Raw genomic sequence first — 22205 nt, forward strand, 5'->3', positions numbered from 1 at the left:
AAATTCTTGTATTTTTATGGTGTCTCGTTCATCCCTTAAATATTAGGATTTTTTGATAAACGTGTACTGGCAGTCCACTATATGGGCTACCAGCGCATTCCGCTGAGGACTTCATTTTCTTATAGTTGATATACCAGAAAGATAAAGGAGGTTGAAGAAGATGAAGCAAAACTCAGACTCTTTAATCTTTGATGCTGATGATTCCTATATAGGTCATCGGATCAGGGAAGCAAGAGAAGAGTTTGGCTTGACGCAGGAGAAACTGGGAGATGCCGTTGGAGTAGAGGCTAACTATATTAATAGGCTTGAGAATGGAAAAAAGCATGCATCCGATCAATTGCTTCGGAGGATTGGGAGGGTCACATGTAAACCAATGAGTTTTTTCTATGGAGATGCACCATTGCTCAAAGATTCATCAGAAAGAGAAAAGAGGATTGTGCTGATGTTTCGCAGCGGGTCTTTATATGAGAAAGATTTGATAGAGACTATCATGAATGATGTACTCAGTATTTCTCATTAGCTGATATTACTCATCTCAGATTTCTTGTTTAACGTTCAATGCTATGAAAGATTGTGAATTTCTCAATTGAATTGATCTAAATCAAAGGAATCTACTTAAGACTATAGTTACCAGGATATCCTAGATAGATCTTTGAAAACTTAATAAAACACATCAGATACATCCCTGCACGGGCTATTGCAGCCAGCCAAAGGAACCATACGCGAGGACCTTTATGTGAAGAACTATATCAAAAAGAGAGCGATTAATTTGCCGTTCTAAAATGTCGGATCGTTTCCGGCAAGGCGATGAAACGTGCAGCAATAATGGTACTTCTGTCCAGTCACAGCCCTGGGTAACCGGGATAAAGCAATGAGGGCAGTTCGGAGAGATCCTCGGGAGGGTGAGATGCCCATGGAGCGGTAAACGGTCCGCCATCTGATGAGTAGTTGAAATAAGGTTATTCATGAGATTGTAGAAAGAAAGTTTATATAAGGGAGCTGTTGTACTAATGACAGTTCCTTTTTTCTAGTCAATGGAAGAATGAAGGTTTATATGAAAGCAAAAAATGAAAAATTAATTCGTTACTCAATTCAGCTTGTTTATCTTGCAAGATTGTTGGAATCTAAGCTGATCAATGATACAGAATTTTCGCTCATAAAGAAACAGCTAATGAGAGATTACAGTATTATATCCGACATCCTTGCTAGAAATGATAGTGTCCCTTAAGGTTTCATTGAAAGGAAGATATTTATGTCAGGAAAAGTTGATATTATTAAGGCCGATCCTTCTAATTCTATTAGAAGAAGTGGAAAGACAATTAATCGAAAAAAGGTAGCAGCATATTGCCGTGTTAGCACTGATCACGAAGATCAGAAAACAAGCTATCGTTCTCAAGTTGAATACTATACGGATCTAATTGAAAAGAATCCAGAATGGACACTGGCTGGTATATATGCGGATGAGGGAATTACTGGTACTCAGGTTACTAAGCGTGAGGAATTTCTGAGAATGATACAAGCGTGTTGTGAGGGAGAGATTGATATGGTAATCACTAAATCAATTTCCCGCTTCGCACGAAATACACTTGATACTCTGAAATATGTGCGAATGCTAAAAACCAAAAATATCGCTGTTTATTTTGAGGATGAGAAAATCAACACCCTATCAATGGATGGGGAACTTTTGCTGGTTGTTCTTAGTTCAGTTGCACAGCAAGAGGTTGAAAATATTTCTGCTAATGTAAGAAAAGGTCTTGCAATGAAGATGTCACGAGGTGAACTCGTTGGAACCCCAAAAGCATTCGGATATGATTACGATGAAGAAACGAAGCAAATTTCTATTAATCCGGAAGAAGCAGAAATTGTAAAATATATTTTTCAGCGATATGTAGAGGGGGCTGGAAGTAGAGTAATATCGCATGAGCTCGCCGATAAAGGCGTTAAGGCACCATATGGGTCTACAAGATGGTCTGAATCAACAATTCTCAGAATGATTAGAAATGAAAAATATACAGGGGATTTGTTGCAAGGAAAGACATTTACCTTTGACCCAATTACAAAACGTCGCTTACTAAATCAAGGAGAAGCTGATCAGTATTATCTAAAAGATCATCATGAAGCAATTATTTCAAGGGAATTATTTGACCAGGCACAGTATGTTCTGAAGAAAAGAGCTGAACCGCTGCATAATCCAATGGTAAACCAACGTGATTACCGTACACTCTATTCCAGGAAACATGCTCTAAGTGGAATGATTCGATGTGGCTTTTGTGGAGCTACATTTTCGCGCAGACAATGGCATTCAAATACCAAATACGAAAAAATAATGTGGTCTTGCTCGACTTTGGCAAGATTTGGTAGAGTTTATTGCCCTGAAACAAAACAAATTGAGGAGGCAGCTATAACATCTGCTTTTGTGGAATCATATAAGATTATTACTCAGGATAATCAAGATGTTTTACAAGAATTCCTTGATCGAACTGAGCATGTTCTGAATACCAAACATTCTGACAAGAGTAATGTGGCCATACAACAGCAAATTTCGAACTTGAAAACAAAAATGAACAAACTGGTTGATTTGCGCTTAGAAAATAATGTTGATAATGACACCTACCTGAAAAAGAAAAAAGAGATTGAATATCGTATAAAGCGTGCTGAAGCACAGTTAACATCAGCAGAGGATGCGAAGATCGAAAGACAGGCTTTAAAAAAACGTATTTCTTCTATGAGGAAAATGCTTAAAGATGGCTGTATCATAAAGGAATTTGATCGTCAAGTATTTGAAAGTATTGTTGATTATGTAATTATAGGCGGTTATGATGATCAAGGAAATGCTGATCCGTTCAAGATCACATTTGTCTATAAAACCGGTATTGAGGACAACAAGGATATTCAGCAATTTAAGCCAAAGAGAATGAACGTGGCAAAAAGATTGCAATCAAAAGTTCAACTTGATAGTAATGAATTGCCGTCATCTCTAAGATCTGACAGTCGCGAGTTATGAATCACTGGAATCTGCCATTGCTTCAAATGCACAGAACATGCAGCAGTAAACTGACCGTTTTGCTTTGTACCGCATTGCTGGCAGCAGGATGCCAGCGTGCAGGGATCAAGACGATGACCATCGGGGAATGGATGCATGAAATTTCACAGCAGGCAGGCCTATCTGCAAGTGCGGAAGAAACACCATATTTTGCAAACGTAACAGCAGATTCAACCTATTTTGCGCCAATCCAGTCAGCAGCTGATTTCGGCATTCTGCAGACAGAATATGGTATTGATCCTGATGCCGACTTATCCCGGCAGTGGGCTGCCTATACGATGGTGAATCTTCTTGGCGAATCCCTTGCAGATACATCACAGCTGCGGGATGTTTCCGCATCTCCATTTGCGCAGCATTGCGAAACTGCTGTGCAGCTTGGGCTGATGAATGCCGATGCAAAACACCGCTTCTATCCAGATCGGGTCATGTCGCAGCAGGAAGCACTCGCACTGCTGGCGGATGTCGTGCAGAAGATCAATGATCCATCTTTGACCGCAAAGGAAAAGATTGTGACTGCCGCAGATGCACAGGTGGCAAGAATTGATCCGCTTTCTTTTGATGAACAGAGCGGCATCATCCTTTTAGCCCCAACGGACGGTATTGCGCCAGGCAGTATGGTGTCATGGGTGGATGAAGATGGACAGGAATATGTATATGAAGTTCATGATGTCTCCATAGATGGTTCGCAGATGGCACTGCACGCGGCACCGGCAGATCCGGGCCGTTACAGTGATGAGGTACAGTTGGAAGGGGAAGATACCATTGACTTTTCCAAGGCAGAAATACTGGAGGATCCGGATGATGATACAGCATCCATCCAGGATCCTTTTCTTTCTCCGGTATCCATCCATCAACTGCAGCGGCAGAAGACAATCCATGGCTATACCGTTGTATGGTCGGCCACTTCCAGCGGCATTACAGCTTCTGTTTCCAAAGCTCTTGGCCCTGGTGCAGAGGCAAGTGCAAGGCTGCGGCTGAATGGCATTAAGGTCAAATACAAATGGTACAGCCAAAAGGATGATGTCAAGAATGCCTTCTTCCGTCTGTCAGCCCATACAGAAGAATCCCTGCAGGTCAAAGCAGGCAGCTATAAAACGCTATATGGTGACTTCAGTACTCTGAAAGCAGCTGACTTCCCGTCTGCACTTTCCGGCTTTCTGAAGGAAAAGAAAGAAATGGTGGAAACCGAGATTCCGATCTGCACCATTCGGGTTCCTGTCAGCGGCTCCTCCACGGTAACCATCAAGGCAAAGCTCTTTCTGCGGCTTTTTACCAGCGGTAAGGTTCAGCTGACATTAAGCCAGAATCATGTCATGGGAATGGAAGCACGCAATGGCAGCGTCCGCGCTATCCGTGAATTTGATCATGATCAGAATGCTTTGATAAAAGCGGATTCCGGACTGACTGGCAATGTGCGTTTCTCTCTGGATTTCATGAAACAGCAGCTGATGGATATCAGTATGGAAGCAGGGGCAAAGGCACTTGTTTCAGCAACCATGCATCTGTTTGACGAAGAAGGAAAAATGGAAAGTACTGCCTCACAATACGATGCAGATGTAACAGAGGAGCTTGCCCAGGGCAATCCAGATGTCCTGGTATGCACGGATATCAATGCCTACTGGCTTCTGAAACTGCATCTGAATTCATCCTCTTCACTGCTTGGCAGACTTGGCTTCGGCAAAGATCTGTCGATTCTGGATGGAGAGAATGCATCCATATTCCCTCATGGCAGAAAACATATGGAAAACTGGCAGTTTGTTGATCGATGCTCACGCACCAGCCGCAAAGAAGTAATTCAGAAAGACAGTATTGCCGTCAGAGAACGGATCCAGCTGGCTTCTTATGCCAGAGCCGTCGGTGTTGGTGAAACAGTACCAATTGAGATTACAGGCCTGCCAAAGGGATATGCAAAGAAAGATCTTGTTTATTCATGTGCAGATTCCGCAATTGCGGCAGTTTCCAGGGATGGCATCATTACCGGGATACAGCCTGGCAGCACCGAAGTGACAGTATCCACCAGTGATGGCAAATACAAGGTACAGCTTTCTGTGCTTGTGCCATCTTCATCCGCACTATGATCATCCTGCAGGAAGAAAACGGCCGTCTTTCTGCAATGCACAGTGAAGGACGCAGCCATCCTCTGCAGTTGTTTGGCAGATGGATTCTGCTCTGGCAGCTGCAGGATGAGGAAGCCATGCGCCTGCCTGCAGATATCAATGAAGTCATACACGAAAAGCTTCTGCACAGAAGACATCTGGTCTTTCAGTACAAAGAACAGACATCCTCGCTTTCTCTGTATGAGGGAAATGGATATGGCAGCTATGTCAAATATGCTCTGGATAACAGCATTGTGACGATTGGCTCAGCCGTGGAAAATGATGTTTATCTGCAGGATGAGCATCTTCTTCCTTCGCAGTTTCAGATTCATCTGCTCACACGCAAGATTTATGCTGCGGATGGCACGCAGAAGGCATTTCTCAATGGCAGACAGATGGAAAGAGAAGAATCTTTTACAGACGGGATGGTGATGCAGATTCTGAATCTAAGGATCATCCTGTCTGCCTCTTTCCTGATGATCAATCAGGGACCGAATATTTTTTGTTCCCTGGATGCTTACCATCCGGATTGTCACGTGCATATGATCCGTGATCTGCAGCCGCTGCATTTTGTACGCAGTGTGTTTCCAGATACCGGAATGATGTGTGAAAGGATCGAAGCACCAAGGAAACAGGAGATTGCAGCAGAAGAGGGAAGGCCTTTGTTTTTGATGATGGGACCGCCGCTGATGATGGCAGTTGGTGCGTTCACTATGGGCAGTCTGAGTGCCTGGAACAGTTATCTTGACGGACGTTCCTGGCAGCAGGTTCTGCCAATGATATTGCTGCCGGGACTGATGGCAGTCAGCACACTGCTGTTTACACCATTAAACCGGCTGTATGAGATCAGAAAACGGAAAAAACAGCTCAAAAGATGTGAAGAAGCGTATCAAAGCAGCTGCCTCACCATGATTGCACAATGGGAAGACCAGGCGCAGAAATATCAGAACATGTGTGATGCTCTGTGGCCATCTCCCTGCTATCTGCATAAAGATATTGATCAGCTGCGCCATCTTTCGTGCCTTGATCCACTGGATCAAAGATTCTGGCTTGTGCACTGCGGTATGAGAGAAAATCACGTCCAGTGCTCTGAAGCTGCCATCCAAACTGCACTGCGGCAGAAGATTCCGAATATTCCTTTTGTTTTTTCAATAGACGAAGGAATGACACATATTCACGATGAAAGTCCGGAAAAGACAATTCAGAACAGTATTCTGCTGCAGCTGATGTGCCGCCACAGTCCCAAAGATCTTTCCCTGATCTTTGTTCTTCAACATCCCGATGATTTTCCATCTGCCATGATGATTCCACATGCCCGCTACAATGGCAGACGGATGATCATGTCATTGGAGACCTATGAAAGCAAAGGCATTCAGATTGAAGACAACAGAACTGCTTTGATCATATGCTTTGCACAATGCGAAGTGTCTATGCAGGGAAAGCGCATGCTTGTCTTTTCAAATGTATTTCAGCCTGAGGCAGACCGTGTGCTGCAGTATGATAACTGCCGCGGCCAGCTGATTGAGCGTTGTCATCAGCAGGTGATCCCATTTGTATCACCAGCCTGGAATGGGCTTGATCTGCTGAGAATGAGCAGTGCCATGGCATGGGGAAACCTGACAGACAATCTTCAGGAGAAAAAGACATTTCTGGAAATTCATGGCATGCAGGAAGTACGTGAAGCAGACATCGTTGCACGCTGGCAGAACAATCACGCTTCACGAAATCTGAAAGCTGTGATCGGATCAAAAGGACAGCGGCGCATTATTCTGGATCTGCATGAACACCAGGATGGGCCGCATGGCCTCATTGCCGGAACAACCGGGTCCGGCAAGAGTGAACTGATCCTGACAATGTTATTGTCGCTGGCCGTAACCTATTCCCCGCAGGATGTGCAGATAGGCATCATCGATTTTAAAGGAAATACGATCGCGCAGGCACTGACGATGCCGGATGGCAGGCTGATTCCGCATGTGGCAGGTGTTCTTTCCAATCTCGAAGCACATCATGCCCAAAGAGCCATTGTATCGCTGCAGAATGAATGCCTGAACAGGCAGAAACTGTTTGTTAGACTGCATGAGAAAACGGGTGAAAATATCAATGACCTGGATGCCTACCGCATGGCATGGAAACCGGAAACAAACCTGCCGTATCTTGGCCATCTGGTTGTGGTCATTGATGAATTTGCCCAGCTTAAGCAGGAGATGCCGGCTTTCATGGATGACCTGATCGCCATGGCACGAATCGGGAGATCACTTGGTATTCATCTGATTCTGTCAACCCAGAAACCTGCTGGTGTCATCAATGATCAGATCTGGGCAAATACCCGCTTTAAAATCTGTCTGCGTGTCATGGATGAACAGGATTCAAGGGAAATCATCAAAGATCCCTGTGCGATCAGTCTGGGTTTACCTGGCAGCTTCTATCTGAAACGGGATCAGCAGCTTGTCAAGGGTCAGGCAGGCTATGTCAACGGCCCATGTGCCAATACAAAAGATGGGATCCAGCAGCTTTCCATCTTTGGCAATGCAGTGGCAGAAAGCCGGCACCATCCAATTGTCTCCGAGCGTATGCTGGCCCTGAGTGCTCTTGCAAAAGCAAAGAAAGAAACCGGGATGCAGGCAGAACAGCTTTGGCTGGACGAGCCTGGAAAACTGACAGCCTGTGATATTAAAGGCAGACATGTCATTGGGATCCTGGATGATTACTGGCACCGTGTTCACCGTCCGTATCTGCGTCAGGAAATGATGGCAGTCTTCAGCGAACAGGCAAAAAGTACAGATGCCTTCTTTGAACTGCTTGTTTACAAATGCTGTGTGGATGCAGGCACAGAAGAAATCTATGTCATTGCCGGCAAGCAGGATACAGGCCGCTATGACAAATGCAGACGCCTTTCTGGCGTAATTGACTGCCAGGATGAAGACCGTCTGCTTCTTCTGCACCATCATCTGGAACAAAACAAGACAAAGGCAGTTCTGCTGCTCAAAGATTATCGCATGTTAGCTGCCGGCAGTATCAAAACACAGGAACTGCTGCACCGCTGGATCCAGCACCATGCCCAGATGCATCTGTCACTATGCATCTTTGCATCGAATGCATCCATCGTGCAGTATCAGGATCTGCTTTGTTTTTCACAAAGAATTGTACTTGGCTGTTCCAGCCGCCAGGAAGCAGCCACAATCTTTGAAATGCCGGTTGGTGAACTGCCGGCAAAAGAAGGCAGGGCGTGGGTGATCGATGAGGATCACCTGCTGCAGATCAGCTGGCCGCAGGTGGACGAACACCTGCATTCAGATCGAAACGCCCCATGGCTTCTGCCATCCATGCCTGCGCATATCAAACCATCACTCTGTCATGAAAAGGGAATTGCCATTGGCATTTCCTGCAAAGACTATCAATGGAAACTGTCACCAGAAGATAAACTTTTGATCGTAACAGCACTGTCACCAGACAATGCACAGAATTTTCTGCGTGCACTGCAGCAGCAGAAACTGACAGTGGCCTTTGGCTATAAGCAGTTAGCCGGCATGATCCATGGCATTGTTTTTGTGACGCTGCCTGAGATTGTCAAATGCGTGCCGGACATGTACACCATCCTGTTTGTCGGTCCTGGTCTGAAACATCAGTACACACTGCATGCAAAGATTGAAGAGGATCTGCGCAAAGAGGAAGGCATGCTGTTTCGCAATGGAAGCTATGAAAAAATCCGCCTGATTGAAGCGGATGATGAAGTACAAAAGGAGGAAGCCGATGCCACAGCAGATTACCGTGTTTCTCTTTGTTGCAATCATGCAGAAATGGTATGAATGCAGGGTGAACCGTTCCATGAATTTTCAGAGTGTATTTACGGCTTTGATTGAGATGAATGCCAGGGAAGATGGCTGGCAGTTTGCACAGAGCAGACCGCTTGCCGTTTATGAATATGCCAGCGGCCGAGAATGTGATACAGATATATCGCTGTCAGCCTGCGGGGTAATGGACGGCATGTCATTTCTGCTTTTCTAATCAAAGCGGTGATGAAAGGAACAATGCTGGCAATATGACTCAGTCAGCATATTGCGCCGGATCCCGTTCACCATATTCACATAGCGCTTTGAAGCAAGCAGAACATCAAGAGAAGCATCATGCAGATTGCCAAAAGCAATATTGCCATCATAGTCAAGACAGCAGGGAACAAGCGTGCCATCAGCCAGAACGCCAATCTGATCCACCGCACCATGACAGCGGCCCTTTATACTGCTTTCAACGTTCTGCTGTCCCGGCCAGGTAAAGGCATTGTCAAAATCAACGTACACATGCGGCATGATCTGATAGTTCGCATTGCGCACAGATGGCACAAAGGAATAGTGATCCTGCAGATACTGCAGGATCTTTTGGGCATTGTCATGATGCAGTGCATCATCCCGCCAGAACCGGATTTCAACAGTTGGATGGCCCTCAGTACTTGCCTGATTCATGACTCTTTGTATCTGCTGGATCAGATCTGACGGATCTGTATTCTGATATGGTACCGACTGCAGGGATATGGATAGTTTGCGCAGAGAAGAATGCGATAAAAGATCCGGATGCATGTACAGCAGACTGCCATTGGTCACAAGCTGCACCTTCATTGCATGATCATCACAGATCGCCATGATCTGATCAAAATCTGGATGCAGCAAAGGCTCACCCTGGACATGCAGGTAAATATAATCGGTATATTTCTTCACCTGCGGAAGCAGGGAGGCAAAAAAGTCAGGTGACATTCTTGCAGGGCGACGGTGATGATGGGCACAGAATGCACAGGATAAATTACATTGATTGGTAATCTCAAGATAGACGCGTTTGATCATGAGCACCATTATAACAGCGGAAACAGACAAAAAAAGAGGCACATGCCTCTTGTTGAATCAGTTGTGGATAAAGCTGCGCAGGAAGTTCTTTGTAATTTCACTGTCAGGATTCTGAAACAGCTTTTCAGGCGTTCCCTGTTCCTCAATAATACCGTTGTTCATGAACACAACCCGGTCAGAAACATCTCTGGCAAAGGACATCTCATGCGTTACCACAATCATCGTGAGTCCTTCCTTGGCAAGATCCTTCATAACATTGAGAACCTCACCAACCATTTCCGGATCCAGAGCACTTGTCGGCTCATCAAAAAGCATCAGCTTCGGATCCTGACACAGAGCACGGGCAATTGCCACACGCTGCTTCTGACCGCCGGAAATCTGTCTGACATCTGCCTTGGCAAAGTCGGCCATGCCAACTTTGTCCAGCAGTGCCATTGCTTTTTCCTCAGCCTCTTTGCGGGATCTGTGCAGCACCTTCATCTGCGGCTTGACACAGTTTTCCAGTACATTCATGTTGTTGAACAGATTGAACTGCTGGAAACACATGCCGACCTTGGCGCGGTAGGCATTGACATTCTTTGTCTTGAGAATATCATTGCCAAACACTTTGATCACGCCGCTGTCCGGCTTCTCCAGCAGATTGATACAGCGTAACAGGGTAGACTTACCAGAACCGGAACGGCCGATCAGGCAGACAACTTCACCTTCATTGACATTGAAATCAATGCCCTTCAATACTTCCAGACTGTCGAAGCTCTTATGAATATCCTGGATTTCAACTAACGGTTCACTCATTTCAGGGCTCCTTTTTCTGTTGTCTTGCGTCTTGCCAGTTTGATGCTTTCAGGTGAAGTATCACTCATTGGCAGTGTCATTTTGCTGCCTTTGTTCATATGCTTTTCAATTGCATTGAGAATTACGGCCGCAATCAGGTTGAGGATGAGATAGATCATTGCCTCAATGAAGTACGTTTCTGTAAAGTGGAAGGTTGTTCCGGCAATAGACTTCGCCTGGAACATCAGCTCGGTGATGGAGATAATCATCAGGACCGAAGAATCCTTGATGTTGACAATCAGCTCATTGCCAATGGCAGGGAAGGCATTGCGTACTGCCTGGGGAAGCACAACCGAGATCATGGTCTGTGCATTGGACATACCCAGTGATCTTGCTGCTTCTGTCTGACCGGGATCCACGGCCTGAATGCCAGAACGGATGATTTCTGCCATATAGGCACCGGTATTGATCGAAATAACAGTTAATGCTGCCTGCAGTGCTGTCCAGTTGAAGACATGCAGCAGGGCATAATAGAAGAACAGAGCCTGAACCATCATTGGTGTTCCACGGAAGATGGTGATGTAGATGTTGGCCAGAATATCGAAGAATTTTTTGACGAAACGAGCAGGTTTTGGTGTTGTGTAATCCGGTTTTACTGCGCGCAGGCCGCCAACAAGCAGACCAAGAAGATAACCGCATACTGTACCAACGATGGCTACTAACAACGTAGTGCGGATGCCAAGCAGCAGGCTGGACCAGTAAGTCCTCAGAATATCAATGACGTTTTGAATAAACATGAATACTTCCTGCTAACTTTTAGTCCTGGGATGCCGGCTGGTTCTTGACAGCCGTCTCCATCATCTGTTCACGCTCATCATCGGAAATGGTATCCAGAGCACTCTGCAGAGAATCCAGCAGATCCTTGTCATCCTTGCGTACAGCAACAGATACGGACGCATCCTTATCAGCACCCGTGAAGCCCTTGCCATCCTCGAAGGTAATGTATGTCAGATCCGGATTTGCCTCAACAACACCCTTGGCAACCGGCAGCTCTGATGTCACGGCATCCACAGCACCAGACTGCAGTGCCTGAATAGCAGCCGGGAAGGTCTCAGCACCAGGCTGATGCTGAACATTCGGAATCTGATCAATGATTGTATCGTACAGTGTGTTCAGCTGGCCAATGACCTTCTTGCCAGAGAAGTCTTCCAGCGATGTGGCATTGGCAAGATCGGAATCCTTCTCAACAATGATCACTTCAGTAGAAACATAATACGGTGTTGTGAAGGCAACTTCCTGTTCACGCTCCTCAGTATCTGTCATACCAGCGATGATGGCATCAATCTGATTGTTCTGCAGAGACAGAATCAGGTTGTCCCAGTCAAGCTTGACGATCTTGACCTGCTTGTTGGTCTTTTCCGCAAGCTTTTCCGCCATCATGACATCATAGCCATCGCAATAGTCAACACTTGTAATCTGCTGGGAAGTATCGGTCTTCTCAGTGGTTGTCCAGTTATACGGTGCATAGTTGCACTCCATGCCTACGCGGAGTGTATTCGCATCAGCACTTGCAGAAGCAGATGCAGCCGCAGCGGAACCAGAACCGCAGCCAGCCAGCATGACGGCACATAATGCAGAAACAGAAACAGAGCGAATTGCGTTTTTCATTTTCTTTTCCTCCCGAATAAGAAAACCGTATGCTATTACACACACGGTTTATTTACATCCGGTAAGTAATAGCGCCTCTTCTTGCGAAGGAGTGGCTGAGATGTTTTCCCAGCCCCCACGCTGCATGCCTGCCAGCATGCACGTTCGGCGGTGATTGCCTTTCACTCCATTCACAGCCCGCCGGCTCCCGGAGTTACTCATCTGCACCGCAACCTCTATTCAGTTTTCTTGTGTAAAATGTAACACTGTGAAAAAAATTGTCAACTGTCAGTTGTTATCATTTTCAGCCAAATTGGAAATCATGACACATGCACAAATGCACCCGAGGCCGGATGAATACCTGCGGATATGTTATAATGGGCCCGCTATGGATGCTGTACTATTGCTCAACAAACCAGCTGGAATGACCAGCTTTGCGGCAGTCCGCAGATGCCGCAGTCTCCTGCAGGAAAAAAAGGCCGGACATACCGGCACGCTGGACCCCAATGCCACAGGACTCATGATTGTGCTGCTTGGCAGATATACAAAACTTGCACCATACTGTATATCGAATCATAAACATTACATTGCCTCTTTTTCCTTCGGAAAAGAAACCGATACCCAGGATATCTGGGGAAACGTTCTGCAGGAGGATATACCGCAGCCTGTTTCCGATGCGCAGCTGCAAAGTGCCTGCCTTCCTTTTCTGGGCGACATTCTGCAGGTACCCCCTATGTACTCTGCAATTAAGATCAATGGTCAGAAACTGGTGGATCTGGCCCGCAAAGGACGGGAAGTAGAACGCAAGGCAAGGCCGGTGCATATCAGTTCTCTGGCCGTGACAAAAAAGGGTGACAACCTGTATCAGATGGATGCAGTTGTCTCTTCTGGTACCTATATCCGCACCCTGATTCAGGATTACTGTCATGCACTGGGACAGATCGGGACAATGACATCGCTGCAAAGGGTATCCATCGAGAATGTAAATCTGTCACAGGCAGCTGATTTTGACTGTCTTGAAAAAGGTATTGTTTCACCCAGGATGGTCATTGATCCAATGTGGCTCCAGGTGGATGGAAATCCGTATGAAAAAGAAATCCGCTGCGGTAAGCCGCTGGCGCTGGATGTGCCTTCATCCACTATTGTCCTGTGCAGCCATGATGATGTCCTGGCTGCCTATGAAAAAAAAGAAGATGGCTTGTACCACTGTCAAAGGGGGTTGTTCTGATGCGCATTATCCGCGTAAGTCTATCAAATCTGAAGAGAAGCAGGACGCCGATGTGTGCCTGCATCGGTTATTTTGACGGCCTGCACAAAGGCCACCAGAAACTGCTGTCAGAAACAGTTGCTATGGCAAAGCGCCACAATTGTGAAACCGGCATGATCACCTTTGATCCGGATCCCTGGGTCGTCATTAAAGGTATGCAGCACGTCCGTCATATCTCCACGATGCGCCAGCGCATGAACCTGGCTGTCAAGCTGGGCATGGACAATATCATCCTGCTGGAATTCACCCGTGAAATGAGCGAACTGTCTCCACAGGATTTCATTGACAAAGTGCTTGGCTCTTTGAATCTGCAGGGGCTTGTATGCGGCTTTGATTTTCACTTTGCCTACAAGGGCACCGGTGATACCGAATTTCTGAAAGCACATGTCCCATATGAAGTGGAAGTGGTACCGCCGGTAGAGGATGAACATGGCAAGATTTCCTCGACCCGCATTTCACAATGCATCACAGAAGGCAGAATGGAAGAAGCCAAACGCATGCTTGGCTATCCGTTTGCCATAGAAGGCAAAGTTGTCCATGGCCGCCACCGCGGCACCGGCATGGGCTTTCCGACTGCCAACGTGGAATTTGACGATGAATACCTGCTGCCCAAGACCGGTGTCTATGCTGGCATTGCAACGGTTGGCCGCAAATCCTATGAAGCCATGATCAACCTTGGCCGCAATCCTACCTTCAATGATATCGACCATCTTTCACTGGAAGCGTATCTGCTTGATTTTTCCGGAGATCTCTATGACCGGCACATCAGTCTTGCCTTTTTGAAATACATCCGGCCCGAGGTCCGCTTTCAGAATAAAAACAATCTGATCATGCAGCTGGAACAGGACTTAAGGGATATCAGAGATTATTTTGACCATGAATGAAGAATATAGAAAACGCATGCAGTCACTTCTGGGAGAGAAAGACTGCCAGCGCTATTTTGCATTGCTGGATACTGCCCCAAGGAGAGGGTTCCGTGTCAATACACTCAAGATTGACGATGACAGCCTGTTTGCATTAACGCATCTTGAAAAAGAAAAGACCCCGTTTGCGAAAAATGGGTATTATCTGCACGGGGAAACCGGCCTTGGTGCTACCCCGGCAGCTGTAGCAGGACTGTTTTATATGCAGGAGCCAAGTGCTTCCGCAGCCGTCACCATTCTGCATCCTGAAAAAGGCATGAAAGTATTGGATCTTTGCGCAGCACCTGGCTCCAAAAGCACCCAGATCGCCGAGATGCTGGACAACACAGGCTTGCTTGTCTCCAATGAAATCAATACCAAAAGAGCAGGCATTCTGCTGGAAAACATCGAGCGCAGCGGCACTGCCAATACCATGGTGCTGAACAGCGATACAAAACATACAGCCAATGCCTTTCCTGCTTTTTTTGATGCTGTGCTCTGTGATGCACCATGCTCTGGGGAAGGTATGATGCGTAAAAACGAAGAAGCGCGCAGACAATGGAGTGAGAAGCTCGTCTATGACTGTGCTTCTTTGCAAAAAGAGATCCTTGACAATGCCTATGCATGTCTGAAACCAGGGGGAAGAATGGTCTACTCGACATGCACCTTTGCACCTGAAGAAAATGAGATGCAGATTTCTGCTTTCCTGCAGCGCCACCCTGATATGCATACAATTCCCATTGATGTACCGTTCGGCCGGCCGGCACTTGCGTGCAGCGGTCATACAGAATATGCACGCCGCATTTATCCAATGGATGGCGGCGAAGGACATTTCATCTGTCTGATGGAAAAGCAGGATGATACAGAAATCTCGTCATCCACAGGGCTAATCAAATCTGAGCAGCTGCCTGCCTGTGCGGCAAAATTCCTGCAGGAAAATCTGGAGAAGCCATACCCGTATATGCTTTCAGTCAGAGGCAGAATCTATGGCGGTGTCTCACCGTTTTATCAGGCGGATGGATGCCGCCTGATGCGCCATCAGGTTTTCCTTGGTGAAGAACGCAATGGGCGCTTTGAGCCTGCCCATAATCTGTTCACCTCTGCCTGGGGAAGCTTTAAGAACAAAGTGGAACTCAGCGATGATGAGGTATGCCGCTACCTGCGCGGAGAGGTTATTCCCCGTGCCATGGACAGGGGATGGTACGCTGTCTGTTTCAAAGGATATGTGCTGGGCGGTGCCCACAGTGACGGCAAAATGCTGAAGAACAAATATCCCAAGGCACTGCGGCTGAGGTGATGCAGACATGGAAATGAAGTTGTTTGATTTTATTGACGATACCATCCGGTATTACAACCTGCACAAAGCAGGCTATGAATATGTCATGGGACAATTGCAGCAGTTCTGCAGGCTGCTGTGCCAGGATGACAAAGATGCCGTTGTCTCTCTGCAGAGCCGCATCAAGGCAGAGGATTCTCTCAAGGAAAAACTCATCCGCAATCAGTTCTATCTGCAGTGCAAAGACGGCGAAGATGCCATTGCCCATCTGTCTGATCTGATCGGCATTACCATACAGTGCCGTTTTATCCGCAATGAAAATGAGATCTATCAGCACCTGTTCCGTCATTTTGATCAGCCGCAAACCGGTTATGCCTGCGCAAAAGAGAATGAAAACTGCTGGCTGAATCTGCGCATGCCGCAGCCCCAGTACCAGCGCAATGGCTTTACCATCTATCGTCTGGATGGCTATTATCTGTTTAATGGCACAAAGGTGAACTATGAGCTGCAGATCAAGTCCATGGTGCACAATTTCTGGAGTGATATCGAACATCAGGTTGTTTACAAGAATCCAGATTTTGTCGTATATGACCGCTTCAATAAATCTATGCTTGGCGCCATCCGGGATAATCTGGATGTTGTCGACAGACAGCTGGAAATCATGTACAACGAGATTTCGGATGAATCAAGCCGCAAGCAGATCGGCATGGATGAGAAGGGCTTCAAGGTCTTTACTGCCCAGAGCATCAACGAACTGGTCAACCGGAAAATGATTGAGTCCGTCGGCTTCACAACGGATTTTAAAAAGTGCAGTGCCATTCTTGCGCAGTACATCTATATCCGCGACTTTGTCAACGGCACGCACAACCGTGAGATGATGGTGGACTATCTGGAACACCTCAATTACCTGGCACAGTCAGAAATTGACTTCAAACAGGAAATCTTTCTCGAAAAACCGTATGTCAGCGAAGATGTTTTCTGCAGTAAACTTGGCACATTCTGGCAGTCTGTGATCAATACCGATTTCCAGTGGCATATCTTCTTTGCCATGCTGTTTTCCATTCAGCCCGGCAATAACTTTGAGGATATGGATGACTTTGTCCATGTGATTGAAAGGCTGCTTGTACAGCCCGGCTGGTTTGCATCGACGTTCACTAACTATCGAGACAGAGAAAGACAGCAGACCCATGATGTGCTTCTTTCTGTACTTGCGGAAGGACTGATCAGCTGCGGTAAGGTAGACATTGTGCATGAGGACAATCTGCACAAAGTCATGGAAATCTTCCGGAAGTTTGTGAGCTTCTGTGAAGAGAAATATCCGGATTATCAAAGCTTTGCGGACAGTGAGAAAGCAGTGCGGACAACACTTTTGCATCAGATCAGCATTATTTTCCAATAGGTGCCTGCTGGGAAGATGCTATAATAAACAACAGAAAAAAGGAGCAGTAATATGGCGCAGGATTATGTAATTCTTGACAAGAAAAATGAGAATGGAATGATTGCCATCAATAAATCGGTCTTTGAGTCGATTGCTGAGATCAGCATTGGTGATATTGAAAACGCTGTGGCAGTAAAGGAGACACGTTTCTCCAAGCCTGTATCTGTCAGAATTGATAAGGGTGAGCTGCTGGTCACGGCGGATATTAAGGTGAAGTATGGTGCCAATGTGAATGCCACGGCAGAACTGCTGCAGAATAAGATCTATGAGAATATTCTGTTTATGACCGGGTATAAGGCATCAGATGTCACTGTGAATGTCACAGGATTTGAGATTTAACTTGACAAAGAGGCAGTTAACAGGTTTAATAGACAGGTAATCTGAAAGACGGAAAGAAGAAGCACCGCTTCTCACCCGAGTATCCCATGGGATCTGGGTAGAAATGCCGAAGAAACGATTTAGGAATCCAAGGCAGGTGCGTGTATCGGTACCTGTTTTTCAGTTATATGAGGAGGTTTGCTTGGCAAAGTACAGAAGAAGTAACAGTAACGGTAAAAAAGGACCGGAAGACCTGGTTAACGAAGCAATTCGTTTCCGGGAAGTTCTCGTCATTGGCCCGGATGGTGAACAGCTTGGCACAATGACGCGTCGCGAGGCACTCGATAAAGCATATGACATGAATCTGGATCTTCTTTGTGTTGCACCGAATGCCAAAGTCCCGGTCTGCAAGATCCTCGACTATGGCAAGTATCACTTTGAAGCACAGAAGAAAGCCAGAGAAGCGAAGAAGAATCAGCATGTTACGGAAGTGAAGGCACTGCGTGTCTCACCGGTAATTGACCAGCATGATTTTGATACCAAGCTGGAACGTTCCAGAGCTTGGATCGAAGATGGACAGAAAGTCCGTATCGATATGAAGTTCAGAGGAAGAATGATTACCCGTCAGGAAGTCGGCCGTGAAATTATGCATAAGTTCATGGACGGTATTTCTGATATTGCAAACGTTGAGAAAGCCCCCAGTATGGAAGGCAACACAATGTCTGTTGTGTTTGCACCAAAGAAGAAATAAGGAAAAGGAGAAGTCACTATGAAAGCAAAAGCAAGAAAGCCCAAGAAGATCAGAATGAAGACAAAGAAGACCTTCGCAAAGCGTTCTAAGATTACCGGCAGCGGCAAACTCGCTACAAGCCACAACTACATTTCGCATTTTGCAGCTAACAAGACTCACAAGCAGAAGATGCATCTGAGAAAGCGTACAACTGCAAATAAGACAGATTTCAAGCGTGACAAGCAGCTGCTGCAGGGTTAATTGGAGGATAGGTAAAGATGAGAGTTAAAGGATCAACACCTACACGTAATAGACGTAAGAAGGTTTTAAAGCTTGCCAAGGGTTATTTTGGCAGCAAGCATCTGCTCTACAGAACAGCCAATGAGCAGGTCATGCGTTCCCAGCGTTATGCGTTTGCTGGCAGAAAGCAGACAAAGAGAGACATGCGCAAGCTCTGGATTGCCAGAATCAACGCAGCTGTCCGTCCTTATGATCTGTCCTACAGCAAGTTCATGCATGGTCTGAAGCTGGCCAACATCAACATCAACAGAAAGATGCTGTCCGAGATCGCCATTCATGATGAGAAGGGATTCAAGGATCTGGTTGACGCATCCAAAAATGCGCTGAACGCATAAAAAAAAGATTGCTTTCAATTTCTGTCTGTAGTAATATAGGCAGGCACGAGGGAAACCTCGTATGGCGAGTTGGTGAAGCGGCTTAACACACCGCCCTCTCAAGGCGGCATTTCACGGGTCCGAATCCCGTACTCGTCACTGAATAAGATTCCTCAAGGAATCTTTTTTTATATTCTCTGTTATTACGCATAAGCATAAAAAAACCGGCTTTTCAGCCAGTTTTACTAACTCATTAAGCCTGTTCAGCCGTTTCCTTTTCCAACTGTGCAATGGAAAGATCCAGACGGCGCAGCGTTTCTTTCTTACCAAGAATCTCGGCAATTTCAATCGCACCGCCAGGTGTAAACTGTTTGCCTGAAATGGCAAGACGCAGCGGGAACAGCACCTGTCCATTCTTCAGACCCATCTGCTTTGGCAATGCAAGCAGTACTTCGTGCAGATGATCCTGTGTCCAGTCTTTCTCATCAATCTTCTCCAGAGCCTCTTTTGCGGCTTTCAGAGAAGTCAGAGATACCGGCAGTGTTGTCTTCATCTTCTTGTTCACATACAGATCTGTACTGAAGGAAGGGAAGACATCAAAGAAATCGACCATCTCCGGAATCTCAGTCAGTGTGTTGGCACGCTGCTGCAGAATTGCCGCAATTTTCTTACCGTCAAAGTTACCCTTGACACCCTGTTCAATATACGGCTTGACCAGCTTGTAATAGCTGTCCAGATCCATATTGCGCAGCCACATGCCATTGATCCACTTCAGCTTCTCCGGATCAAAGATGGCGCCAACCTTACCAATACGTTTCACATTGAATGCTTTGGCAAGCTCATCCAGTGTGAAAATTTCACGGTCATCCTCTGGCGACCAGCCAAGCAGGGCAATATAGTTCAGAATTGCCTCAGGCAGATATCCCTTGGCAACCAGATCCTGGAAGGACGCATCGCCATTACGCTTGGAAAGCTTATGATGCTCATCCTTCATAACCGGCGGGCAGTGAATATAGCGGGGAATATCCCAGCCGAAGGCATTGTAAATCAGATTGTACTTCGGCGTCGAAGACAGATACTCCATACCTCTGACAACATCTGTAATACCCATCAGATGATCATCGACAACGTTGGCAAAATTATAGGTAGGGAAGCCATCACTCTTGATCAGAATCTGCTCATCCAGTGTCTCATTGTCAACTGTGATGCGGCCGAACACTTCATCATCAAAGGATGTTGTGCCTGTTTCCGGAATGGTCTGACGAATGGTGAAAGGCTCACCCGCCGCAATCCGCTTCTCTGCTTCTTCAATCGTCAGCTTCTTGCACGGATCATCATACTTGAAGGACTCACCGCGTGCTTCCTGCAGCTCTCTCTGGGCATTGATCATGTCCTCATCACAGAAACAATAATGTGCACCGCCCAGGCGGATCAGTTCCTTTGCATACTTCATGTACAGACCGCTCTTGACACGCTCAGACTGTACATACGGACCAACCGGACCGCCGACATCCGGTCCCTCATCATGATCCAGATGGCACTGCTTCAATGTCTCATAAATAATATCCGTTGCGCCTTCCACAAGTCTGCCCTGATCCGTATCCTCAATACGCAGAATGAAGACACCATTCGGATCCTTGCGTGCAACAAGATATGCATAAAGCGCAGTCCGCAGGTTGCCAATGTGCATGTACCCGGTAGGGGACGGCGCAAATCTCGTTCTAACTGTCATTTTTATGCTCCTTTACCAACACGTATTTTACCGCAAACAGGCATAGATACAATCACAAAGACACTGCGCAGCTTGCGTGTTCCTGACAAACTTGTTAGAATCCAGATATCAGTACAGCGTTGGATTCATTATGTAATTTCCAAAATGCATATCATAATTAAGAGGCATATCAACGCCGGAAAGGATATCTATGAGCAGAGACACAGAAAAGATCATGAAAGAACTCTTCGGGTATATTGAGAAAAACGGCGGTGCTGAAACGGATGAGGATTTCAGGCGCATGGCAGATCAGTTCATCATGAATTACAACGCATCCATTCACGATCAGCCAGGCTTGAATGAAGACACAGCCCAAACAAGTGATGACTGGATGGAGCTTGCGGAAGAGACGGATGATAAAGATGATGCGATCCGGTATGCGCGCAATGCGCTTTCACTGGATCCGGACAATCTGGATGCCGAAACAATGATTGCATTTAATACAGATCACGAAGATGTTCTCGACAATCTTCTTGCCATGCGTAAAGTCTGTGATCATGGCGAAAAGCTGATGAAGCAGCATGGCTATCTGAACAAGGATGCAGGTGAGTTCTGGATGGTTCTGGAAACACGTCCTTATATCCGTGCTTTGAATATGCGGATGGAGCTGGAAATCTCCTGCGGTATGTATAAGCTGGCAGAGGCAACCGGTGAAGAAATCATCAGGCTCAATAACAATGACAATACCGGTGTACGTCTGGCCCTGATGAGTCTGTATGCCACAACATTGGATCAAAAACCGGCAGAAGAACTGATTGGAAAATTCAGTGAGTATGGTCCCGACAGCGGGATGCTGTTAGCACTGTCAGCTCTGTATTTCCGCCTTGGCAATTTTGTCAAAGCAGAAGAAACACTGAGAGAACTGCAGCACAGAAACAAAGATACCCGCCGCTTCTTCAAAGCAATCACAGACCAGAAGCTTGATGATTACCGTACGGATGAAATGTCGTGGGGATATGAACCTGGCACGATATCAGAATTGATCACCATATATGATGAATCATCGTTCTTATGGCAGTCAGAAGGGATCATCTCCTATTATCTCTGGGCAGCACAGGAACTTAAGCCGCATAGGAAGACAAAGAAAAAAAGAAACTATAGATGACAGAGAATGATTTCTGCAATGATGGAACTGGGGAAGATGCTTGTATGCAGTATCTTCCTTTCTTTATGCATCAGTGACGGTCTGCCTAGATTTTTGCGAGAATGTAAAATACAGCATTGCATTTTCGAAAACCGATGGTACAATAATATCTGCTGTTGGGATATAGCCAAGCGGTAAGGCAACTGGCTCTGAACCAGTCATTTCGGGAGTTCGAATCTCTCTATCCCAGCCTGAAGATTCCTGAGTTATTGCTCAGGAATTTTTATTATGCGTAGGAGCGCTGTTGAGCACCGAAGAGGTGCGAAACAGAAAACCTCCCGCTATGCGGGAGGAAGGCCGGTGCTTCTTATAGAAAGAAGCACCCCATCTATCTAGAATGGTGATTGTCCAAG

The 22205-nt window shown here is 46.3% G+C and carries 19 protein-coding genes, 2 tRNA genes and 1 riboswitch; of the genes, 16 read left to right on the forward strand and 5 right to left on the reverse strand.

The features are described from left to right. Positions 1 to 160 precede the first annotated feature (160 nt). The 5 genes from MOZ60_RS09235 (at position 161) to MOZ60_RS09255 (ending at position 9144) form a co-directional block, all read left to right on the forward strand. Entirely contained in the window at positions 161 to 520 is a 360-nt protein-coding gene (locus tag MOZ60_RS09235) for a helix-turn-helix domain-containing protein (RefSeq protein WP_370596449.1), read from the forward strand. A gap of 732 nt (positions 521 to 1252) precedes the next feature. Further along, positions 1253 to 3004, forward strand: coding sequence for a recombinase family protein (locus tag MOZ60_RS09240; protein ID WP_370596450.1), 1752 nt, complete (start codon positions 1253 to 1255; stop codon positions 3002 to 3004). Continuing rightward, positions 3001 to 5121 (forward strand): Ig-like domain-containing protein, encoded by a 2121-nt coding sequence (locus MOZ60_RS09245; protein WP_370596451.1) that lies wholly within the window; start codon positions 3001 to 3003, stop codon positions 5119 to 5121. The genes MOZ60_RS09240 and MOZ60_RS09245 overlap by 4 nt, the downstream gene beginning before the upstream one ends. Further along, positions 5118 to 8945, forward strand: coding sequence for a type VII secretion EssC family protein (locus MOZ60_RS09250; RefSeq protein WP_370596452.1), 3828 nt, complete (start codon positions 5118 to 5120; stop codon positions 8943 to 8945). The genes MOZ60_RS09245 and MOZ60_RS09250 overlap by 4 nt, the downstream gene beginning before the upstream one ends. Before the next feature lie 19 nt (positions 8946 to 8964). Then, the gene (locus MOZ60_RS09255; protein ID WP_135358356.1) at positions 8965 to 9144 is read left to right on the forward strand and encodes a hypothetical protein; all 180 of its coding nucleotides are present in this window, start codon (positions 8965 to 8967) and stop codon (positions 9142 to 9144) included. Here the strand turns inward: MOZ60_RS09255 and MOZ60_RS09260 are convergent. The 4 genes from MOZ60_RS09260 to MOZ60_RS09275 are packed head-to-tail and all read right to left on the reverse strand — an operon-like array spanning position 9141 to position 12413. Continuing rightward, complete coding sequence (locus tag MOZ60_RS09260) at positions 9141 to 9971, reverse strand: radical SAM/SPASM domain-containing protein (RefSeq protein ID WP_370596453.1); 831 nt, start codon at positions 9969 to 9971, stop codon at positions 9141 to 9143. The two genes, MOZ60_RS09255 and MOZ60_RS09260, sit on opposite strands and share 4 nt — an antisense overlap. Positions 9972 to 10028: 57 nt before the next feature. Next, the gene (locus MOZ60_RS09265) at positions 10029 to 10766 is read right to left on the reverse strand and encodes an amino acid ABC transporter ATP-binding protein (protein WP_370596454.1); all 738 of its coding nucleotides are present in this window, start codon (positions 10764 to 10766) and stop codon (positions 10029 to 10031) included. Beyond that, on the reverse strand, positions 10763 to 11542 hold the full coding sequence (locus MOZ60_RS09270; RefSeq protein WP_370596455.1) for an amino acid ABC transporter permease: 780 nt from the start codon (positions 11540 to 11542) through the stop codon (positions 10763 to 10765). Before MOZ60_RS09270 ends, MOZ60_RS09265 begins: the two co-directional genes overlap by 4 nt. 19 nt (positions 11543 to 11561) lie before the next feature. Then, positions 11562 to 12413 (reverse strand): transporter substrate-binding domain-containing protein, encoded by an 852-nt coding sequence (locus tag MOZ60_RS09275; RefSeq protein WP_277644846.1) that lies wholly within the window; start codon positions 12411 to 12413, stop codon positions 11562 to 11564. Between the two features lie 61 nt (positions 12414 to 12474). Continuing rightward, positions 12475 to 12639: riboswitch (Lysine riboswitch) on the reverse strand. Between the two features lie 141 nt (positions 12640 to 12780). On the opposite strand from MOZ60_RS09275, the gene truB reads away from it, so the two are divergent. The 9 genes from truB to MOZ60_RS09320 all read left to right on the forward strand — a co-directional run bounded on the left by truB (position 12781) and on the right by MOZ60_RS09320 (position 19096). Further along, entirely contained in the window at positions 12781 to 13620 is an 840-nt protein-coding gene (truB, locus tag MOZ60_RS09280; RefSeq protein ID WP_370596456.1) for a tRNA pseudouridine(55) synthase TruB, read from the forward strand. Further along, complete coding sequence (locus MOZ60_RS09285; protein ID WP_108775726.1) at positions 13620 to 14543, forward strand: bifunctional riboflavin kinase/FAD synthetase; 924 nt, start codon at positions 13620 to 13622, stop codon at positions 14541 to 14543. Before truB ends, MOZ60_RS09285 begins: the two co-directional genes overlap by 1 nt. Further along, positions 14536 to 15858: an RsmB/NOP family class I SAM-dependent RNA methyltransferase gene (locus MOZ60_RS09290; protein WP_277634782.1), complete on the forward strand. Its 1323-nt coding sequence runs from the start codon at positions 14536 to 14538 to the stop codon at positions 15856 to 15858. The genes MOZ60_RS09285 and MOZ60_RS09290 overlap by 8 nt, the downstream gene beginning before the upstream one ends. Positions 15859 to 15865: 7 nt before the next feature. Continuing rightward, positions 15866 to 17236, forward strand: a complete 1371-nt coding sequence (locus tag MOZ60_RS09295; RefSeq protein WP_370596457.1) for a RelA/SpoT-related domain-containing protein — start codon at positions 15866 to 15868, stop codon at positions 17234 to 17236. Positions 17237 to 17287: 51 nt separating this feature from the next. Next, on the forward strand, positions 17288 to 17614 hold the full coding sequence (locus MOZ60_RS09300) for an Asp23/Gls24 family envelope stress response protein (protein WP_108775729.1): 327 nt from the start codon (positions 17288 to 17290) through the stop codon (positions 17612 to 17614). 181 nt (positions 17615 to 17795) lie between these two features. Continuing rightward, the gene (gene infC / locus MOZ60_RS09305) at positions 17796 to 18344 is read left to right on the forward strand and encodes a translation initiation factor IF-3 (protein ID WP_245309505.1); all 549 of its coding nucleotides are present in this window, start codon (positions 17796 to 17798) and stop codon (positions 18342 to 18344) included. An 18-nt stretch (positions 18345 to 18362) separates the two neighbouring features. Continuing rightward, complete coding sequence (locus MOZ60_RS09310) at positions 18363 to 18584, forward strand: bL35 family ribosomal protein (protein WP_108775731.1); 222 nt, start codon at positions 18363 to 18365, stop codon at positions 18582 to 18584. A gap of 17 nt (positions 18585 to 18601) precedes the next feature. Continuing rightward, positions 18602 to 18958, forward strand: coding sequence for a 50S ribosomal protein L20 (gene rplT, locus MOZ60_RS09315; protein ID WP_108775732.1), 357 nt, complete (start codon positions 18602 to 18604; stop codon positions 18956 to 18958). A 63-nt stretch (positions 18959 to 19021) separates the two neighbouring features. Next, a tRNA-Glu gene (locus MOZ60_RS09320) sits at positions 19022 to 19096 on the forward strand. A 94-nt stretch (positions 19097 to 19190) separates the two neighbouring features. Here the strand turns inward: MOZ60_RS09320 and gltX are convergent. Beyond that, positions 19191 to 20669, reverse strand: a complete 1479-nt coding sequence (gltX, locus tag MOZ60_RS09325; RefSeq protein ID WP_370596458.1) for a glutamate--tRNA ligase — start codon at positions 20667 to 20669, stop codon at positions 19191 to 19193. A gap of 190 nt (positions 20670 to 20859) precedes the next feature. On the opposite strand from gltX, the gene MOZ60_RS09330 reads away from it, so the two are divergent. Beyond that, positions 20860 to 21813 carry a tetratricopeptide repeat protein gene (locus tag MOZ60_RS09330; protein ID WP_370596459.1) on the forward strand — a complete coding sequence of 318 codons (954 nt, stop codon included), beginning with the start codon at positions 20860 to 20862 and terminating at the stop codon, positions 21811 to 21813. A 156-nt stretch (positions 21814 to 21969) separates the two neighbouring features. Then, positions 21970 to 22042 (forward strand) — tRNA-Gln (locus tag MOZ60_RS09335). Positions 22043 to 22205 lie beyond the last annotated feature (163 nt).

This window comes from Grylomicrobium aquisgranense (assembly GCF_033971865.1).
Lineage (GTDB): Bacteria > Bacillota_I > Bacilli_A > Erysipelotrichales > Erysipelotrichaceae > Bulleidia > Bulleidia massiliensis.

Bases quoted from the DNA above. Each gene is read 5' to 3' on its own strand.
- MOZ60_RS09235 (WP_370596449.1), top strand. From the start codon at position 161: ATGAAGCAAAACTCAGACTCTTTAATCTTTGATGCTGATGATTCCTAT.
- MOZ60_RS09240 (WP_370596450.1), top strand. From the start codon at position 1,253: ATGTCAGGAAAAGTTGATATTATTAAGGCCGATCCTTCTAATTCTATT.
- MOZ60_RS09245 (WP_370596451.1), top strand. From the start codon at position 3,001: ATGAATCACTGGAATCTGCCATTGCTTCAAATGCACAGAACATGCAGC.
- MOZ60_RS09250 (WP_370596452.1), top strand. From the start codon at position 5,118: ATGATCATCCTGCAGGAAGAAAACGGCCGTCTTTCTGCAATGCACAGT.
- MOZ60_RS09255 (WP_135358356.1), top strand. From the start codon at position 8,965: ATGAATTTTCAGAGTGTATTTACGGCTTTGATTGAGATGAATGCCAGG.
- MOZ60_RS09260 (WP_370596453.1), bottom strand. From the start codon at position 9,971: ATGATCAAACGCGTCTATCTTGAGATTACCAATCAATGTAATTTATCC.
- MOZ60_RS09265 (WP_370596454.1), bottom strand. From the start codon at position 10,766: ATGAGTGAACCGTTAGTTGAAATCCAGGATATTCATAAGAGCTTCGAC.
- MOZ60_RS09270 (WP_370596455.1), bottom strand. From the start codon at position 11,542: ATGTTTATTCAAAACGTCATTGATATTCTGAGGACTTACTGGTCCAGC.
- MOZ60_RS09275 (WP_277644846.1), bottom strand. From the start codon at position 12,413: ATGAAAAACGCAATTCGCTCTGTTTCTGTTTCTGCATTATGTGCCGTC.
- truB (WP_370596456.1), top strand. From the start codon at position 12,781: ATGGATGCTGTACTATTGCTCAACAAACCAGCTGGAATGACCAGCTTT.
- MOZ60_RS09285 (WP_108775726.1), top strand. From the start codon at position 13,620: ATGCGCATTATCCGCGTAAGTCTATCAAATCTGAAGAGAAGCAGGACG.
- MOZ60_RS09290 (WP_277634782.1), top strand. From the start codon at position 14,536: ATGAATGAAGAATATAGAAAACGCATGCAGTCACTTCTGGGAGAGAAA.
- MOZ60_RS09295 (WP_370596457.1), top strand. From the start codon at position 15,866: ATGGAAATGAAGTTGTTTGATTTTATTGACGATACCATCCGGTATTAC.
- MOZ60_RS09300 (WP_108775729.1), top strand. From the start codon at position 17,288: ATGGCGCAGGATTATGTAATTCTTGACAAGAAAAATGAGAATGGAATG.
- MOZ60_RS09310 (WP_108775731.1), top strand. From the start codon at position 18,363: ATGAAAGCAAAAGCAAGAAAGCCCAAGAAGATCAGAATGAAGACAAAG.
- rplT (WP_108775732.1), top strand. From the start codon at position 18,602: ATGAGAGTTAAAGGATCAACACCTACACGTAATAGACGTAAGAAGGTT.
- gltX (WP_370596458.1), bottom strand. From the start codon at position 20,669: ATGACAGTTAGAACGAGATTTGCGCCGTCCCCTACCGGGTACATGCAC.
- MOZ60_RS09330 (WP_370596459.1), top strand. From the start codon at position 20,860: ATGAGCAGAGACACAGAAAAGATCATGAAAGAACTCTTCGGGTATATT.